This window comes from Streptomyces winkii (assembly GCF_032248595.1).
Taxonomy (GTDB): Bacteria; Actinomycetota; Actinomycetes; order Streptomycetales; family Streptomycetaceae; genus Streptomyces; species Streptomyces winkii.
Map to the genome: position 1 here is coordinate 143,383 of NZ_JASTTH010000007.1, position 16,247 is coordinate 159,629.

The 16,247-nt window shown below is 72.2% G+C and carries 14 protein-coding genes; 5 read left to right on the top strand and 9 right to left on the bottom strand.

Annotation, left to right across the window (positions count from 1 at the left end; all coding sequences use genetic code 11):
* Nucleotides 1-35: 35 nt before the first annotated feature.
* Nucleotides 36-686 carry a DUF4956 domain-containing protein gene (locus tag QQM67_RS22070; RefSeq protein WP_314175755.1) on the bottom strand — a complete coding sequence of 217 codons (651 nt, stop codon included), beginning with the start codon at nt 684-686 and terminating at the stop codon, nt 36-38.
* A gap of 222 nt (nt 687-908) precedes the next feature.
* Here QQM67_RS22070 and QQM67_RS22075 point away from each other — a divergent pair, with 222 nt between their 5' ends.
* A complete protein-coding gene (locus QQM67_RS22075; protein WP_314175756.1) occupies nt 909-2,834 on the top strand; it encodes a protein kinase domain-containing protein in 1,926 nt (641 codons plus the stop codon).
* A 154-nt stretch (nt 2,835-2,988) separates the two neighbouring features.
* Nucleotides 2,989-4,908: a serine/threonine-protein kinase gene (locus tag QQM67_RS22080; RefSeq protein WP_314175757.1), complete on the top strand. Its 1,920-nt coding sequence runs from the start codon at nt 2,989-2,991 to the stop codon at nt 4,906-4,908.
* A 58-nt stretch (nt 4,909-4,966) separates the two neighbouring features.
* Here QQM67_RS22080 and QQM67_RS22085 read toward each other — a convergent pair whose 3' ends face one another.
* Both QQM67_RS22085 and QQM67_RS22090 read right to left on the bottom strand, forming a co-directional pair.
* Nucleotides 4,967-6,637 carry an ABC transporter permease gene (locus tag QQM67_RS22085; RefSeq protein ID WP_314175758.1) on the bottom strand — a complete coding sequence of 557 codons (1,671 nt, stop codon included), beginning with the start codon at nt 6,635-6,637 and terminating at the stop codon, nt 4,967-4,969.
* Nucleotides 6,634-7,572, bottom strand: a complete 939-nt coding sequence (locus QQM67_RS22090; RefSeq protein WP_314175759.1) for an ABC transporter ATP-binding protein — start codon at nt 7,570-7,572, stop codon at nt 6,634-6,636. The genes QQM67_RS22085 and QQM67_RS22090 overlap by 4 nt, the downstream gene beginning before the upstream one ends.
* 150 nt (nt 7,573-7,722) lie before the next feature.
* On the opposite strand from QQM67_RS22090, the gene QQM67_RS22095 reads away from it, so the two are divergent.
* Nucleotides 7,723-8,262 (top strand): GbsR/MarR family transcriptional regulator, encoded by a 540-nt coding sequence (locus QQM67_RS22095; protein WP_314175760.1) that lies wholly within the window; start codon nt 7,723-7,725, stop codon nt 8,260-8,262.
* Here the strand turns inward: QQM67_RS22095 and QQM67_RS22100 are convergent.
* Nucleotides 8,246-9,097 carry a diacylglycerol kinase gene (locus QQM67_RS22100; RefSeq protein ID WP_314175761.1) on the bottom strand — a complete coding sequence of 284 codons (852 nt, stop codon included), beginning with the start codon at nt 9,095-9,097 and terminating at the stop codon, nt 8,246-8,248. The genes QQM67_RS22095 and QQM67_RS22100 overlap by 17 nt on opposite strands.
* 150 nt (nt 9,098-9,247) lie before the next feature.
* Here QQM67_RS22100 and QQM67_RS22105 point away from each other — a divergent pair, with 150 nt between their 5' ends.
* Complete coding sequence (locus QQM67_RS22105) at nt 9,248-10,531, top strand: adenylosuccinate synthase (protein WP_314175762.1); 1,284 nt, start codon at nt 9,248-9,250, stop codon at nt 10,529-10,531.
* A gap of 226 nt (nt 10,532-10,757) precedes the next feature.
* The gene (locus QQM67_RS22110; protein WP_314175763.1) at nt 10,758-11,216 is read left to right on the top strand and encodes a cupin domain-containing protein; all 459 of its coding nucleotides are present in this window, start codon (nt 10,758-10,760) and stop codon (nt 11,214-11,216) included.
* A gap of 69 nt (nt 11,217-11,285) precedes the next feature.
* Here the strand turns inward: QQM67_RS22110 and QQM67_RS22115 are convergent, their stop codons facing one another.
* The 5 genes from QQM67_RS22115 to fbaA form a co-directional block, all read right to left on the bottom strand.
* Nucleotides 11,286-12,008, bottom strand: a complete 723-nt coding sequence (locus QQM67_RS22115) for an alpha/beta hydrolase family protein (protein ID WP_314175764.1) — start codon at nt 12,006-12,008, stop codon at nt 11,286-11,288.
* A 28-nt stretch (nt 12,009-12,036) separates the two neighbouring features.
* The gene (locus tag QQM67_RS22120) at nt 12,037-13,371 is read right to left on the bottom strand and encodes a kynureninase (protein WP_314175765.1); all 1,335 of its coding nucleotides are present in this window, start codon (nt 13,369-13,371) and stop codon (nt 12,037-12,039) included.
* Nucleotides 13,364-14,239: a tryptophan 2,3-dioxygenase family protein gene (locus tag QQM67_RS22125; protein WP_314175766.1), complete on the bottom strand. Its 876-nt coding sequence runs from the start codon at nt 14,237-14,239 to the stop codon at nt 13,364-13,366. The genes QQM67_RS22120 and QQM67_RS22125 overlap by 8 nt, the downstream gene beginning before the upstream one ends.
* 201 nt (nt 14,240-14,440) lie before the next feature.
* The gene (locus QQM67_RS22130) at nt 14,441-14,854 is read right to left on the bottom strand and encodes a DUF3151 domain-containing protein (RefSeq protein ID WP_314175767.1); all 414 of its coding nucleotides are present in this window, start codon (nt 14,852-14,854) and stop codon (nt 14,441-14,443) included.
* A 174-nt stretch (nt 14,855-15,028) separates the two neighbouring features.
* Nucleotides 15,029-16,051 (bottom strand): class II fructose-bisphosphate aldolase, encoded by a 1,023-nt coding sequence (fbaA, locus tag QQM67_RS22135; protein ID WP_314175768.1) that lies wholly within the window; start codon nt 16,049-16,051, stop codon nt 15,029-15,031.
* Nucleotides 16,052-16,247: the final 196 nt, after the last annotated feature.

The window sequence follows — 16,247 nt, forward strand, 5'->3', positions numbered from 1 at the left end:
TCGGCCGGGAGTACGTGCGCGGACGGAACCGTCGCTCACTGCGAGCGCACGGTCTCCCCGGGGGACTCGCGGGGCCGCCGCTGCCGCCCGATCGTCGCCAGCCGCCGCGTGCGGGCTCCTCGTACGGTGCGCGCCCGCCGGTAGCGGACGTCGACGACGGTCAGATCGCGTCCGTAGTCCACTTCCTGGATCTTCCAGGAGAGGGGCTCACCCAGCCGTTCCCGTACGAAGGACTCGATGGCCTCGGGCTCGGTGACCGCCTCGTCGACGGTGACGAGCGCACGCAGCGTACGGGCGAACAGCCGTGGATGGCCCGCGACATAGACCACCGCCAGCGGCAGCGCGCAGAGCATGACGGTGAGCATGAAGCCCACGTTCGGCAGGCCGCAGATGAGGCCGAGGACGAGGGTCGTGAAGTAGTAGGCGACTTCCTCGCTCTGCATGGACTCCGAGCGCAGCCCGACGATCGAGAGCACCCCGATCAGGCCGAAGCCGAGCGCGATGCCGCCCCTGTCGCCGCTGCGGCCGAGCGCCGCGGCCAGCGCGAACAGGGAGACGTTCAGGGCGAGATAGCCGGGAATGAGATCCCTGCGCCGGTGCCGCGGATAGTAGACGGCGAACGTCAGCACGGACACGGAGACGAGGTCCAGTGCGAAATGGGCGATGATCTGGCTGATCGAGTCCATAGCGGGAAAATAGGCGAGCAGCCGCACAACGAGACCTCGATGCTCTCCGGCCCACCGATAAGGGCGAATTGAGAGCTTGTCATCTCAATTCAGTCCGTCTCGGTGCGCCCCCCGAATCAGCCCGGTAACGCGTTCGGATCGGATTCGGGGCTCCTCCCGACCAGCGCAGCCGGCCGCTCTATTCTCAGGGCAGTCGAATACCCGGGGGGAAGAGGTAGGCAGATGAAGGGGCTCAGCGCCGGGGACCCACGCTGGATCGGCGACTACCGGCTGCTCGGCAGGCTGGGCGAAGGGGGCATGGGCCGGGTCTATCTGGCCCGTTCCGGGCGGGGCCGTACGGTCGCGGTGAAGGCCGTGCAGGACGAGTTGGCGCGGCAGCCGGACTTCCGGCGCCGCTTCGCGCAGGAGATCACGGCGGCCCGCAAGGTGGGCGGCGAGTGGACGGCCCCCGTGCTGGACGCGGACACCGAGGCCGAGACGCCGTGGGTCGCCACCGGCTACATCGCGGGGCCGTCGCTCTCCGAGGTCGTGGACGACCAGTTCGGGCCGCTGCCGACGGAGTCGGTGACGGCGCTCGCCTCGGGGCTGGTCCGCGCGCTGCACGACATCCACCGGGCGGGGCTGGTGCACCGCGACCTCAAGCCGTCCAACATCCTCATCACCATCGACGGCCCGCGCGTCATCGACTTCGGGATCGCACGCGCCCTGGACTCCGCGGTGCAGTCGGCCGGCGGCCTCACGCGTACGGGCGCGCTGGTCGGTTCGCCGGGCTTCATGTCGCCCGAGCAGGTGCGGGGGCTCCAGACCACCGCCGCCAGCGACATCTTCTGCCTCGGCGCCGTGCTGGCGTACGCGGCGACGGGGAGGATGCCGTTCGGCACGGCCGACAGCGGAGTGCACGCGCTGCTCTTCCGGATCGCCGAGGAGGAGCCCGAACTGGCCGGGCTGGAAGGCCCGTTGCTCGACATCGTCTCCGCCTGCCTCACCAAGGCCCCGGCGGGCAGGCCCACCCTGGAGACGCTGATGCAGCGCACCGAGGGCGGCCTGAAGGGCACATGGCTGCCGGGCGAGGTGCTAGCGGAGCTCGGGCGGCACGCCGTCCAGCTCCTCGACAGCGAGGACCCGGAGAGCGTCGAGCAGCCGCGGGCCACGGCCGTGCAGGCGGCCGGCCCGGCGCCCGCTCCGGCGCCCGCACCGTCCGCGCCGGCGGCCTCCGCCGCACCGTCGGCGCCGCCCGCCCCCTCCGCTCTGTCGGCGCCGACGGCGCCCTCAACTCCTCCTCCCTCGAACTCCACACCGCCGCCGGCCGGTCACTACGGGCCGCCCGCGAGCAGCCCGTACGCGACGCCGCCCCGCCAACAGCAGCCCTGGCAGCCGGGGTTCCAGGGGCCGCAGCCCGCGCCCGGGCCGGCGCCCGCACCGGCACACCCGCCCGCACCCGGCCCCGCTCCCGGCGGTCAGTCCGCGCAGCGGCCGCGCCCGGCGCTCTCGCCCCGCAAGCTCGCGCAGGCCCTCACGGTGCTGCTGAGCCTCCATCTGCTGGTCGCGGTGATCGATCTGATCGTCGAGGGCGCGGTGATCAGCATGCTCAGCGGCGTGGGGTCGGAGGGGTACTACTACGACCTCGAACGCATCGACGGCTTCGGCGGCCTGCAAGGCGCCACGCTGGCCTCGGAGGGCATCGGCGGGGTGCTGATGATCGCCGTGATCGTGCTGTGGCTGACGTGGTTCTGGCGTACGCGGGTCAACGCCGAAACGTTCGCGCCCGGCCGCATCCGCTATTCGTCCGCCATGGCTGTCGGCGCCTGGTGGATCCCGGTGTGCAATCTGTTCGTGCCCAAGCAGGTCATGAACGACGTCTGGACCGCCAGCGATCCGAGCGTGCCGCAGTGGTACGGGTACGGGCCGCGGCCCCGCGCGCGGAGGGGCATCGTCAACGGGTGGTGGACGTTGTGGCTCTTCTACTTCGTCTTCCTCTGCCTCAACTACAAGAGCTGGTACGACGAGGACAGCGTCCAGTCCGCCACGGAGGCGGCCTCCCTGGCCCTGTTCATGGACGTCTTCGCCATTCCCGCCACGATCGTCGCCCTCGTCCTCGTCTCCCGCCTCACCTCCATGCAGGAGGGCCGCCTCTCCGGGCGCGGTTGACGGACACGGCCGGCGGGCGCGGAGACACCGCAGGCCAGGACATATCGTCACGACCATCAAACGGGAACGAGTTGGCAGCCCGGCTGTGACCTTGGGGACGGACAGTGAGAGGGTTCCAGCTCACGCATGGCCGAAGAACGACGTGGGGGATGACATGGCTCAGCTGGCGGCGGACGACCCGCAATCGATCGGCGGCTACCGCCTGTTGAGCAGGCTGGGCTCCGGCGGCATGGGCCGCGTCTACCTCGCCCGGTCCGAGGGCGGACGTACGGTCGCGGTGAAGCTGATCAAGGGGGAGCTGGCCGCCGAGAAGGAGTTCCGCTCGCGCTTCCGGCTGGAGGTGGAGGCCGCGCGCCGGGTGGGAGCGCGCTGGACGGCGCCCGTGCTGGACGCGGACACCGAGGCCGAGAACCCCTGGGTCGCCACCGGCTACATCGCCGGTCCCTCCCTCGAACAGGTCGTTTCCGGCCGAATGCAGAGCCGGGGCGGCACGGGCGGTGCCGGCGGCGAAGGCGAAGGCGGCGCGGGCGAGGGCCCGCTCCCCGAGAACACCATCCGCACCCTGGCGTACGGACTCTCCAGCGCCCTTCTCGACATCCACGGCGCCGGCGTCGTCCACCGCGACCTCAAGCCGTCCAACGTCCTTGTCACGATCGACGGTCCGCGCGTCATCGACTTCGGCATCGTCCGTGCTCTGGACGCCCTGCCCGACTCGACGATGACCGGCACCGGCGTCGTCGTCGGCTCCCCCAGCTATATGTCGCCCGAGCAGATCCGCGCCCAGCAGGTCACCCCGGCGAGCGACGTCTTCTGCATGGGCTCGGTGCTCGCGTACGCCGCGACCGGCCGTACGCCCTTCGGGAGCGAGGGCGGCGGCATCCACGCGGTGATGTTCCGCATCGCCTCCGAGGAGCCCGATCTGGAGGGGGTCGAAGAGCCGCTGCGCGGGCTGATCGCCTCGTGCCTGGCCAAGGACCCGGCGGAGCGGCCCGCTCCGGAGGACGTCATCGCGGGCGTCCAGCCCATCTCCACGGGCACGGCCTCCGCTCCGTGGCTGCCCACCACGCTCATCGCCGAACTGGGCCGTCACGCCGTGCAGTTGCTGGATACCGACACCCCGCCCTCGGGTTCCGGGGCGCCGGACGTGCCGGGCGGCGAGCGGAGCGGGGAGCAGCACACGTCCGCGCTGCCGCACGCGTCCTCAGGGGAGGGGGAGGCGGCGGCGCAGCAGCCGGCCGCACCCTCCCCGGTACCCGCGCCCGCTCCCGCACCGCGGCGTCCGCGCAGCCGCGTGGCGATCGGCGCGCTCGCGGCGCTCGTCGTCGCGGGCGTCGCGTTCGTGGCGTCCGGCGCCGAACTCCCCCTGCTCAACTCGGGCGGCTCGGGCGGCAATCAGTCCTCCGACATCCCGGAGAGCTACGTCGGCACCTGGAGCGGCAAGGTCATGAGGGACGGCGAACCCACCGGCCAGTACCGGCGGTTCGTCGTCTCGCACGGCAAGATCGGCGAGGTCGTCGCCAACAGCATCAGCCTCGGCCAGAAGTACGAGTGCAAGAGCGACGGCAAGCTCGTCTCCGCCGGGGATTCGATCGAGCTGGACACCAAGGTCGTCAAGAGCGTGCCCAAGGGCAGGTGTTCGGCCCTGGGCTCGCACAAGCTCACCAGCGCAGCCTCCGGTTCGGCTCTGGAGTGGCAGGCGGCGGGCCGCACGGCGACCCTCCACCGCGTCGCCGAACCGGAGAAGCTGCCCGAGGAGTATCTCGGCACCTGGCAGCGCCCGTTGCCCGCGGGCGGCACCCAGCGGGTGACCGTCAAGCAGGTCGCGACCGGCGCCATGTCCGTCGGCATGATCTCGGAGGCCCCCAACGAGCACTGCGAGGCGAGGGCCGACCTGTTCTCGGCCGGCGGCGGCCGGGAGGCCGTGCGCCTCGGCCCGCCGGGAGTCAACAAGACCGCCTCCTCCGGCACATGCAAGACGGGTGCCTCCTCCTCGCTCCGCGTCGTGAACGGCACCCTCGTGCGCACCTTCGCGGACACGGGCAACGAGCTGAAGTACACGCGGGCCGCCGGCTGACCGGCTCGCACCGGCCGTCCGGCGGCCCGCCCCCCCGTCAACCGGGCGGCGCCGGGGCCTACTTCGTCTCCAGGTCCCTGCGCCGGAACCCCGCCAGCCCCGCGGCGATCAGCACGGCCGCGACCGCGGTGAGCGCCGCCATCGGAGTCCAGTCCATGTCCTTGGCGGGCAGCTGTGGCACGTGGCCGAACGGCGACAGGTCGTTCATCCAGTCCGGGAACTGGAGGATCTGGCCCAGGTATCCGACGAGGAACGCGTACACCGGCACGATCCACGCCACCGCCGTGGCGCGCGGCAGCCACCCGAAGAGCAGGGCCGCGACCCCGGCCGTGACCCACAGGGCCGGTGCGTACGCCAGCGCCGCGCCCACGAGCGAGAGCACCAGTCCGCCGTCCCCGGTGGAGGCCGCGCCGGCGATGCCGAAGCCGAGCCCCGCGAGCAGCAGCGTGAACGTGCCGCCGACGATCGTCACCGACAGATGGCTCCAGGCCCAGCGCGTACGGGAGAGACCCGTGGCCAGCAGGGGCTCCGCCCGTCCCGCGCTCTCCTCGGCGCGGGGACGCAGGGCCGCGAGCACCACGTACACGGCGGCGATGACCGCGTTGACGATCATGACGATCGAGGCGAAGGAGTCCACGAGCGAGGCTCCCCCGGCCTTGGCGAGCGCGTCGTCCAGGACGTCGACGTCCTTCAGCATGTCCTCGACGTCGCCGAGGATCGCCCCGTACATCGTGCCGAGCAGGAAGATCCCGGCGCCGAAGCCCGCCAGCGTGCCCCGGTGCAGCCGCATCGCGAAGCCGAAGGGGCGCAGCAGCGCGGCCGAGGCCGTCCGCCGGCCCGGTCGCGGAGGGCGCAGCCCCTCGCCGACGTCGCGCCGGACGCTGAGCGCATAGCCCGCGCCGCCCGTGACGACGGCGGCGGCGAGCAGGAGCAGCAGCGGCCACCACAGGTCGTCGACGAACGGGTAGCTGCGCTGCGCCCAGCCGATCGGCGACAGCCAGGAGAGAGTGCCGTCGCCGACGTCGCCGGCGGCGCGCAGCACGTACGCGACGCCGATCACGGCCAGAGCCATCCCGGAGGCGCCCCGCGCGTGCTCCGTGATCTGCACGGTGACGGCCGCGACCCCGGCGAAGGCGATGCCCAGCCCGGCGAACAACGCCCCGAACAGCAGCGATCCCTCCCAGTCGACGCCCTGTGTGCCGGAGGCGCCGAGGCCGACCGCGAGCAGCCCGCCGAGCACCAGGGACGCGACGGCCGCGACCGTGAGCGCGGCGGTCAGTGCGGCGTGCCGGCCCACGACGGTCGAGCGGAGCAGCTCGGCCCGGCCGGTCTCCTCCTCGGTGCGCGTGTGCCGTACGACCGTCAGCACGGCCATCAGGGCGGCCAGCACCCCGTAGAAGCCGATCACCTGGTGGCTGAGCATCGCGCCCAGGTTGTAGCCGCCTTCGAGGTAGTGGCGAGGCCCGGTCATGGCGAGCGCCGCTGGACTGCCCATGGTCTTCGCCACGGAGGCACGGTGGGCGGCGTCCGGATAGAGCCCTTCGAGCTTGGTGACCGTGGAGACGCCGACGAGCGCGAGCGCGGCGATCCACGCCGGGATGCGCAGCCGGTCGCGGCGTAGGGCGAAGCGGATGAGGGTGCCCGTCCCGGCGAGCACGCGGCCGCGCCCGCCCGCCTCCGGCGACGCCGGCGGACGGGACTTGCTCCTGGTCTCGGCCTGGACGGTCATCGCGCCGCGCCCCCGGCCCCGGTGAGGTGTCCGTTCGCGGCCAGTTCGTCGCCGTAGTGGCGCAGCATCAGCTCTTCGAGCGTGGGCGGATGGCTCGTGAGGCTGCGCACGCCGAGGCCGCTGAGGTGGCGCACCGCCTCGTCGAGGTGCGCGCCGTCGACGGCGAAGTGCACGCGCCGGTCGTCCGTGCGTACGTCGTGCACGCCCGGCAGCCCTTCGAGCCCGGTCACGGGCCGCTCGGTCTCGGCCTCGATGGTCGTACGCGTCAGATGCCGCATGTCGCTGAGCGTTCCGGACTGGACGATCCGCCCGAGCCGGATGATGCTCACGCGGTCGGCGAGCTTCTCGACCTGGGCCAGGATGTGACTGGAGAGCAGCACTGTCTTGCCCGCGGCCTTCGCCTGGAAGATGACGTCCTGGAAGACGACCTCCATCAACGGGTCGAGCCCCGCGGTGGGTTCGTCCAGCAGCAGCAGCTCCGCGTCGGAGGCGAGCGCCGCGATGATGGCGACCTTCTGCCGGTTGCCCTTGGAGTACGTGCGGCCCTTCTTGGTCGGGTCGAGGTCGAAGCGCTCGATCAGCTCGTCGCGGCGTGCGGCGTCGAGGCCGCCGCGGAGGCGGGCGAGCAGGTCGATCGCCTCGCCTCCGGTGAGGCCGGGCCACAGCTCGACGTCGCCGGGGACGTAGGCGAGGCGGCGGTGCAGGTCGACGGCGTCTTCCCACGGGTCGTGGCCGAGCAGCCGTGCGGTGCCGGCGTCCGAGCGCAGCAGGCCGAGGAGGACGCGGATGGTGGTCGACTTCCCGGCGCCGTTGGGCCCGAGGAAGCCGTGCACCTCTCCGGTGCGGACTTCGAGGTCGAGACCGTCGAGTGCTCGTACCCGGCCGAAGGTCTTCACGAGACCGGCTACCGAGATCGCGGTGGCGGATGTATCCATAGCCAGGAAGCTACGCTTGCTTCATAAATTTGTGAAGTTAAGGAAGCGTTAGGATCTACCGTACGCAGGCTGAGCAGCGACGACCGGCCGCCGACCATGGACGGCGGCCGAAGAGGGACGAGCAGCAGAGCAGGGAGGGGAGCCGAGCCGGTGACTGACGAGAGATCAGAGCCCGGGTCCGAGCCCGAAGCGGGCGGCTACGACGGCGCCGCGTCGGCCTTCGTCGAGCGCTTCGCCGCCGACATGACCGAGGCCGGCATGCAGCGCATGGCCTCCCGCGTCTTCGCCTGCCTCCTCGCCTCCGACGACGGATCGCTCAGCTCGGCACAGCTCGCGGAGCGGCTCCGCATCAGCCCGGCCGCCGTCTCCGGCGCGGTCCGCTACCTCGCCCAGGTCCACATGGTCAGCCGCGAGCGCGAACCCGGTTCCCGCCGCGAGCTCTACCGCGTACACGAGAACGTCTGGTACGAGGCGCTGCTCGACCGCGACCAGCTTCTGACCCGCTGGACGACCACGCTCCGGGGCGGCGAACAGGCCCTGGGGCCGGACACCCCGGCGGGCCGCCGCGTGCGGGACACCTACGAATTCCTGGAGTTCATGCAGGGCGAGCTGGAGGGCATGCTGGAGCGCTGGTACGCCCGCCGTGCCGGGGGCGCCGAGGCGACCCCCGGCCTCAAGCCGGAAGAGTGAGACTCCACGCCGCCGCGAGCGCCGTCCACGTCCGCACCCGCACGGGCCCGCCCACGAGGGCGTCCGCGCGGTAGCTGAAGTCCGGCCCCGAAACCGTCACCGCCTTCGCCCTCGCGCGCACCAGCCCGGAGCGGTCCGCTCCTTGGGGCCGCACCGTCACTTGCGCGAAGGGAGGCCCGGAGTCTCCCCCGCTCGACGAGCCAGGGGTGGTGACCGAGACCTCCGCCACCGGACGGTCCAGGTCGGCGAGGAGTTCGCCGTCGGCCTCGACCCGCAGCCGCTGCGCGGGGACCCTCGCAGCCGCGAGGCGCCGCGCACGCGAGAGCGCCGCCTTGGCGCGCAGCGCTCCGCCCAGGCCCTGGGGCCCGTCGCCGCCCGGAGGCTCCGGGATGCGGATGCCCCCGAGAACGACTCCGCCGCTGTCGTCTATCAGCAGGCCCAGCCGCTGCTCGACGCCGTCGAGGACGGTACGGGCCGCCGAGACCGCGTCCGCCGGCACGCCCAGACCGCACGTCAGCGCCACCGTCTCCTCCGCACCGACGGGCACCACCGAGAGCACCGCGTCGTCCAACTCCCGCTCCCGGTGCAGCAGTCGGACGGCCCGCAGCAGCGCTCTGTCGTCACCCACGACCACCGGGCGGCGGCTGCCGCGGCGGGCCAGGGCCCGCTCCGCCTCCTCCGGGCTCTCCGGCAGGCACACCTTCACGCCCGGTGCGCCCGCGCAGAGCACGTCCCGGGCGATGCGCACGGATTCCCCGTCCCACAGCTTCGCGGCGGGGTCGATGACAAGGAGCAGCGAGGGCTGCGAGGTCCCCGCGGGGTCTGGAGCCGACACCTTGTTCCTCTCTCAGGTAACCTCTCGGTGCAAGAGCCCCTGTCGCTGTTGCGCCAGGGGCTTCCTCTATCTGGGGCACCGGTCCGCGGCTCTTGCGTTGGCACTCGCCACGCACGTGGGACATGCCCCGCCCGGAAGGGGTGTACGCCTGTGCCCGCACTTGTGCTGCTCGGTGCTCAGTGGGGTGACGAGGGCAAAGGGAAAGCCACCGATCTCCTCGGGGGTTCGGTGGACTACGTGGTGCGCTACCAGGGCGGCAACAACGCCGGCCACACGGTCGTCGTCGGCGACCAGAAGTACGCGCTGCACCTGCTCCCCTCGGGCATCCTCTCGCCGGGCTGTGTGCCCGTCATCGGCAACGGCGTCGTCGTCGACCCGTCGGTCCTGCTCTCCGAGCTGAGCGGGCTGAACGAGCGCGGCGTCGACACCTCCGGCCTTCTCATCAGCGGCAACGCGCACTTGATCACGCCGTACCACACCGAGGTCGACAAGGTGACGGAACGGTTCCTCGGTACGCGGAAGATCGGCACCACGGGGCGCGGCATCGGGCCCGCCTACGCGGACAAGATCAACCGGGTCGGCATCCGCGTCCAGGACCTGTTCGACGAGTCGATCCTCACGCAGAAGGTCGAGGCCGCCCTCGACTTCAAGAACCAGGTGCTCGCCAAGCTCTACAACCGGCGGGCCGTGCGCACCGAACAGGTCGTCGAGGAGCTCCTCGGGTACGCCGATCAGCTGCGCGGCTACGTCGCCGACACCACCCTGATCCTCAACAACGCCGTGGACGAGGGCAAGGTCGTCCTCTTCGAGGGCGGCCAGGGCACGCTGCTCGACGTCGACCACGGCACGTATCCCTTCGTCACCTCCTCCAACCCGACGGCGGGCGGCGCCTGTACGGGGTCGGGCGTCGGGCCGACGAAGATCAGCCGCGTCATCGGCATCCTCAAGGCGTACACGACCCGGGTCGGCGCGGGTCCCTTCCCCACCGAACTGCTCGACGCCGACGGCGAGGCGCTGCGGGAGATCGGCGGCGAGCGGGGCGTCACGACGGGGCGCGACCGGCGCTGCGGCTGGTTCGACGCGGTCATCGCCCGGTACGCGACCCGCGTCAACGGCCTCACGGACTTCTTCCTCACCAAGCTCGACGTGCTCACCGGCTGGGAGCGCATCCCCGTCTGCGTCGGCTACGAGATCGAGGGCAAGCGCGTCGACGAACTCCCCTTCAGCCAGAGCGACTTCCACCATGCCACCCCGGTATACGAGTATCTGCCGGGCTGGTCGGAGGACATCACCAAGGCCAAGTCCTTCACCGACCTGCCGAAGAACGCGCAGGCGTATGTGAAGACCCTCGAAGAGATGTCGGGCGCACCCGTCTCGGCGATCGGTGTGGGTCCCGGGCGCGACGAGACGATCCAGGTCAACTCGTTCCTGTAGGGCCGGAGCCGGGGCGAGGGGCGGCCCAGGCGTACGTCGCGCGCGCGTCGCGTCGCGTCGCCAAGTCGGCGGCGTACCCGCGCACTTGGCCGCTCCGCGCCCCGGCGACGAGGCCCGCTCGACTTCAGCGGGCCTCAGCCGCGATCATGTGGCCGGAGTTCCGATCCAGACCGGACTCGCCGCACGCGCGCCCTTCGCCACCCGAAGAAACGAGGTACGCCGACCGATGCCGGACCGATCCCAGTCCTCCGCCCCGTCGCCGCTGATCGAGGCACTCGGGCTGCAACCGCACCCGGAAGGCGGCTGGTTCCGCGAGACGTGGCGCAGCGACGTCCCGCTCCGTCCCGACGGGTACGACGGCGAGCGGGCGAGCGCCACCGCGATCTACTTCCTGCTGGGCCCGGGCGACGAGTCGCGCTGGCACGTCGTACGGTCCGCCGAGATCTGGCTGTGGCACTCCGGATCGCCGCTGCGTCTGCAACTCGGCGGCACCGAGGAGACCCCCGGCGACGAGCCCGTCGCGCTCACCCTCGGCGCCGACGTCGCAGGCGGCGAGCGACCGCAGGCCGTCGTGCCGCCCGGAACGTGGCAGCGGGCACGCCCCGCCGACCGGGACGGCGAGACGCTGGTCAGCTGCGTCGTCTCACCGGGCTTCGACTTCGCCGACTTCCGCCTGCTGCCCTGAACGGGCGGCGTCCGGCAGGGAGTTCACGGCGCGGTGGCTGTTCACGGCCCCGGCCTCACGGCAGCCGGCTCACGGCACCGCCCGGCCCAGCGCGTCGACGAGCACGCCGAACGCGGGCGTGCCGGGCGTGAACGGCGCGTAGTGCCCGACGCCCGTGAGCAGATGCAGGCGCGCGCCCCAGTCGTTGGCGTAGCGGCGCGACAGCTCCGGCGGAACCACGTCGTCGGCGGTGCCGTGGAGGATCTCCACCGGCACGCGCGGCAGCAGGCGCATCGGATCGGCCTCCGCCAGCCGCTCCGCCAACGCCGCCTCTCCGCCCAGGAATTCACCGACCGCGCCCGCGCTGAGCCGCAGCCGGTGCGCCCGCGCCAGGTCCGCGACGGGCGCGACGGCCACGACGCGGTCCGCCGCGCGGCCCTCCTGCGCCGCCGCCCACAGCGCGAGCTGGCCGCCCGCCGAGTGCCCCAGCAGTACGTCCGCCGAGCCGAGCAGGCCGAGCGCGGCGCCGACGTCCTGCGCGGTCACGGGCCATCCGCCACCGCCGCCCACGCGCCGGTACTCCACGAGTTCGACCGCCATGCCCCGCTCCGCGAGCGCGGCGGCGAAGGGCGAGAGGTGCGTGCGGTCGTACGCCTCGCGCCAGAAGCCGCCGTGGAGGACGGTGACACGCGGCCCCGTGGCGTCCGCCCCGTAGAAGTCGACGATCTGGGAGGGGTGTTCACCGTAGGAGACGGTACGTTCAGGCGGCACCGGTTTCAGATCCAGCAGCGCGCTCCGCTCCCCGGCACTCAACTGCCCACCCCGTCCCGCGTCGTCGCCGTCATCCCGCCCCGCGCTCGTGCAGCACGTCCGCCAACTCCCGCGCCGCTCGGTCGGCGTCGCCGAACGACGTGTAGAGCGGCGTGAATCCGAAGCGGAGCACGCCCGGGCGGCGGAAGTCGCCGACGACGCCCCGCGCGTGCAGCGCCGCCATCACATCCTGCGCGACGTCCGGGCCCGCCGTCACGTCCCCGGCGGCTCCGTCCTCCCGCCCGCTCTCGGACTCGTCCTCGCACAGCAGGGAGATCTGGCTGCCGCGCCGCTCGTGCGCCTCCGGCGTCAGCGAGCGCAGCCGCAGCCGTCCGGCCCGTCCGCCGGGCACATGCGCGCGCACCTGCCGCAGGAAGAAGTCCGTCAGGGCGAGGCTCTTGGCGCGGACGGCCGCGATGCCGACGCCGTCCCACACCTTCAGCGCCTCCTCCAGCGCGAGCATGGAGAGGATGTCCGGAGTGCCGACGCGCCCGCGCGCGGCGCCGTCCGCCGGCACGTACCCGTCCGACATGGCGAACGGGTCCGCGTGCGACGTCCAGCCGGGCAGCGGGCTGTCGAACCGCGGCTGCAACTCGCGCCGTACGTACAGGAACGCGGGCGAGCCGGGGCCTCCGTTGAGGTACTTGTACGTACAGCCGACCGCGAAGTCGGCGCCGGACGCGTCGAGTTCGACGGGAAGGGCTCCCGCGCTGTGGCAGACGTCCCACACGACGCGGCCGCCCGCCCGGTGCACCGCGGAGGTGACGGCGCCCAGGTCGTGCAACTCGCCCGTGCGGTAGTCGACATGGTTGACGAGCGCGACGGCGGTGGAGGGGCCTGCCGCCGCCGCCATCCCGGCGACGGGCACGGCCCGCACCGTGGCCCCGGTCATGCGGGCCGCGGAGCGGGCGATGTAGCCGTCGGTGGGGAAGGTGGCCGCGTCCACGAGGATCTCCGAACGGTCCTCGCCGCGCCGTTCGGCGCGGGCGAGGCGCACCGCTCCCACCACGGCCTTGAAGACGTTGACGCTGGTCGAGTCCCCGGCCACGATCTGCCCCCCGGCGGCGCCCACCAGCGGGGCGATGCGGTCGCCGATCCGTTCCGGCGCGCTCCACCAGCCGGACTCGCTCCACGAGCGGATGCGCAAGCGGCCCCACTCCCGCTCCACGACCTCGGCGAGGCGCGCGGGCACCGAACGGGGCAGCGCACCCAGCGAGTTGCCGTCGAGGTAGACGGTGCCGCCGGCACCTCCGCCGGCGCCGTCACCGGCGCCCTCGATGCCGTCGAGGACGAAGTCCTTGCGGCAGTGGGCGAGTTCGTCGCGCGCGTCGAGCTCCGCCGCGGCCTCCGGCCCCGCGTCAGACATGGCTGCGCGCCGTCCACAGCTCCGGGAAGACGTTCTTCGCGGCACGCTTCTCCAGCCATGCCACGCCCGCCGATCCGCCGGTGCCGACCTTGGAGCCCATCGCCCGCCGCGTGGCGACGAGATGGTCGTTGCGCCAGCGCCACACCAGCTCGGCGACCTCGGTCAGCGCCTCACCGAGCCGTACGACGTCGCCGTGCTCGGCCGCGCCCTCGCCGAACTCTCCGGAACCGTCCGCGGCGCCGTACGCACCCGCCCAGACGGCCTCCACACCGGGGTGCGGCCGGTACAACTCCGAGACGTCCCTCGCCAGCACCTCCTGCGGCACCGCCTCGCCCCGCCGGGCGAGATGGCGCAACACCTCGTCGTAGAGGCTCGGTTCGTGCAGCGCCTTCTCCAACTCGTCGTGCACGCGCGGCGCTCCGCGATGCGGTACGAGCATCGACGCGGACTTCTCGCCGAGCAGGAACTCCATCCGCCGGTACATCGCGGACTGGAAGCCGGAGCCCTCACCGAGCGCCGAGCGGTACGAGTTGAACTGCGCCGGCGTCAGATGGGCCAGCGGTTCCCAGGACGCGTTCAGCGACCGCAGTTCGTACGTGGAGCGCTTGAGCGCGGCCAGCGCACCCCGCAGATCGTCCTGCCGCAGCGACTTCGCGGCCGTCTCCCACTCGTGCACGATGACCGTGAACCACAGCTCCATGACCTGTGTGGTGACGAGGAAGGCCATCTCGCCCGGGTCCTCGGACAGCGGGTGCTGGAGGTGCGTGAGGACGTCGGCCTGGACGTAGTCCTCGTACGGAGTGGTGCCTTCGAAGTCCAGATTGGGGGCCTGCGAACCGGCCGCGGGGTCTTCGACGTCGTGCGACATCGCTTCTCCTCAACGTGGTGTCCGGGTAGCGGTCCGCTCCTTCTCTCGATCGGCAATGGAGCCCCGGTCCCCTCAGGCCCGCCCCCGGACTTCCGGGACGCGCGGGCCTCCACTCATCATCGAGGAGGCGGCCCGCCGGGACAAGAGCACCTGGTCAGCGCCCTGGTCATATGCCCCGGCCGGGTCACGCCCACCGTCCGGTCAGGACAAGGTCGCCGCGGCGGTCGGCGAACTCTCCTTGAGAAAGGTCGAGCAGCGCTCGTACTCGTCGTGCTCCCCGATCGATTCCGCGGCCCGCGCGAGCGCGTGCAGCGCGCGCAGGAAGCCGCGGTTCGGCTCGTGCTCGAACGGCACGGGACCGTGGCCCTTCCAGCCGTTGCGGCGCAGCGCGTCGAGGCCGCGGTGGTAGCCCGTACGCGCGTACGCGTACGACTCGACGACCCGCCCCGCCTCGAAGGCGTCGTCCGCGAGCAGCGCCCACGCCAGCGACGACGCCGGATACTGCGCGGCCACCTCGACGGGCGCGGTCCCGGAGGCGAGCAGCTCGCGCGGGCCGGGGTCGTCGGGCAGGTGGGTCGGGGGCGGGCCCCCGAGCAGATTCTCGTGAATGCTCATGGCTTCCAGTCTGCCTTGTCGGTACGGGACGCGGTCCCGGGTGCGCGAACCCGCGGGGGCGGCGCACAGCGCGGGAGGACCGGCCCCGGAAGGGCGGCCGGTCCTCCGTCGGACACCGCGGTAGAGATGCGGGAGCGAGGCCCGGTGAGGGACGCTCCCCGCCTGCCGCCGGGCCTACTTCAGCCGGGTGCCGGTCGAGCGCAGGTTCGCGCACGCCTGCTGCACGCGCTCGGCCATGCCCTTCTCGGCGGCCTTGCCCCAGCTGCGCGGGTCGTACGTCTTCTTGTTGCCGACTTCGCCGTCGACCTTCAGCACGCCGTCGTAGTTGCGGAACATGTGGTCCGCGACGGGACGCGAGAAGGCGTACTGGGTGTCGGTGTCCAGGTTCATCTTCACCACGCCGTTCTCCAGCGCCGTGGCGATCTCCGTGTCCGTGGAGCCGGAGCCGCCGTGGAAGACGAAGTCGAACGGATTCTGCTTGCCCGACTTCGCGGCCACGCCCTCCTGGAGGTCCTTCAGCAGTTCGGGACGGAGCACGACGTTGCCCGGCTTGTAGACGCCGTGCACGTTGCCGAACGACGCGGCCAGCAGATAGCGGCCCTTCTCGCCCAGCCCGAGGGCCTCGGCGGTGCGCAGCGCGTCGTCGACCGTCGTGTACAGCTCGTCGTTGATCTCGTGGCTGATGCCGTCCTCCTCGCCGCCGGTCGGGGTGATCTCGACCTCGAGGATGATCTTCGCGGCGGTGGCCTGGGCGAGCAGCTCCTGCCCGATCTCCAGGTTGTCCTTCAGCGTCTCCGCCGAGCCGTCCCACATGTGCGACTGGAACAGGGGGTTCTGGCCCGCGTCCACGCGCTCCTTGGAGACGGCGAGCAGCGGACGTACGTAACCGTCCAGCTTGTCCTTCGGGCAGTGGTCGGTGTGGAGGGCGACGTTGACCGGGTACTTCTTCGCGACGGTGTGCGCGAACTCGGCCAGCGCGACGGCCCCGCTCACCATGTCCTTGCTGTACTGCCCGCCCAGGAACTCGGCGCCGCCCGTGGAGATCTGGACGATGCCGTCGCTCTCCGCCTCCGCGAAGCCGCGCAGGGCCGCGTGCAGGGTCTGCGTCGAGGTGACGTTGATGGCGGGGTAGGCGAACTTGCCCGCCTTCGCCCGGTCGAACATCTCGTTGTAGACCTCGGGGGTCGCGATGGGCATCTGTCCGCTCCTTGGGGTGCGTATCGGCTCTGCTTACGAATCCCCGGACCGGATCGGCGTGGGTCCCGGACCGGATCGAGGGGGATCAAAGAATTCAACGGAACGACGTCATCGTCACCCCCCATCCTCCCAGACGGACCCCGGTGCCTCGGTCACAGGCGGACGGCGGGGACGACGGCCCGGGCACGGCGGGGCG

Bases quoted from the DNA above. Each gene is read 5' to 3' on its own strand.
- QQM67_RS22070 (WP_314175755.1), bottom strand. From the start codon at position 686: ATGGACTCGATCAGCCAGATCATCGCCCATTTCGCACTGGACCTCGTC.
- QQM67_RS22075 (WP_314175756.1), top strand. From the start codon at position 909: ATGAAGGGGCTCAGCGCCGGGGACCCACGCTGGATCGGCGACTACCGG.
- QQM67_RS22080 (WP_314175757.1), top strand. From the start codon at position 2,989: ATGGCTCAGCTGGCGGCGGACGACCCGCAATCGATCGGCGGCTACCGC.
- QQM67_RS22085 (WP_314175758.1), bottom strand. From the start codon at position 6,637: ATGACCGTCCAGGCCGAGACCAGGAGCAAGTCCCGTCCGCCGGCGTCG.
- QQM67_RS22090 (WP_314175759.1), bottom strand. From the start codon at position 7,572: ATGGATACATCCGCCACCGCGATCTCGGTAGCCGGTCTCGTGAAGACC.
- QQM67_RS22110 (WP_314175763.1), top strand. From the start codon at position 10,758: ATGCCGGACCGATCCCAGTCCTCCGCCCCGTCGCCGCTGATCGAGGCA.
- QQM67_RS22120 (WP_314175765.1), bottom strand. From the start codon at position 13,371: ATGTCTGACGCGGGGCCGGAGGCCGCGGCGGAGCTCGACGCGCGCGAC.
- QQM67_RS22125 (WP_314175766.1), bottom strand. From the start codon at position 14,239: ATGTCGCACGACGTCGAAGACCCCGCGGCCGGTTCGCAGGCCCCCAAT.
- QQM67_RS22130 (WP_314175767.1), bottom strand. From the start codon at position 14,854: ATGAGCATTCACGAGAATCTGCTCGGGGGCCCGCCCCCGACCCACCTG.
- fbaA (WP_314175768.1), bottom strand. From the start codon at position 16,051: ATGCCCATCGCGACCCCCGAGGTCTACAACGAGATGTTCGACCGGGCG.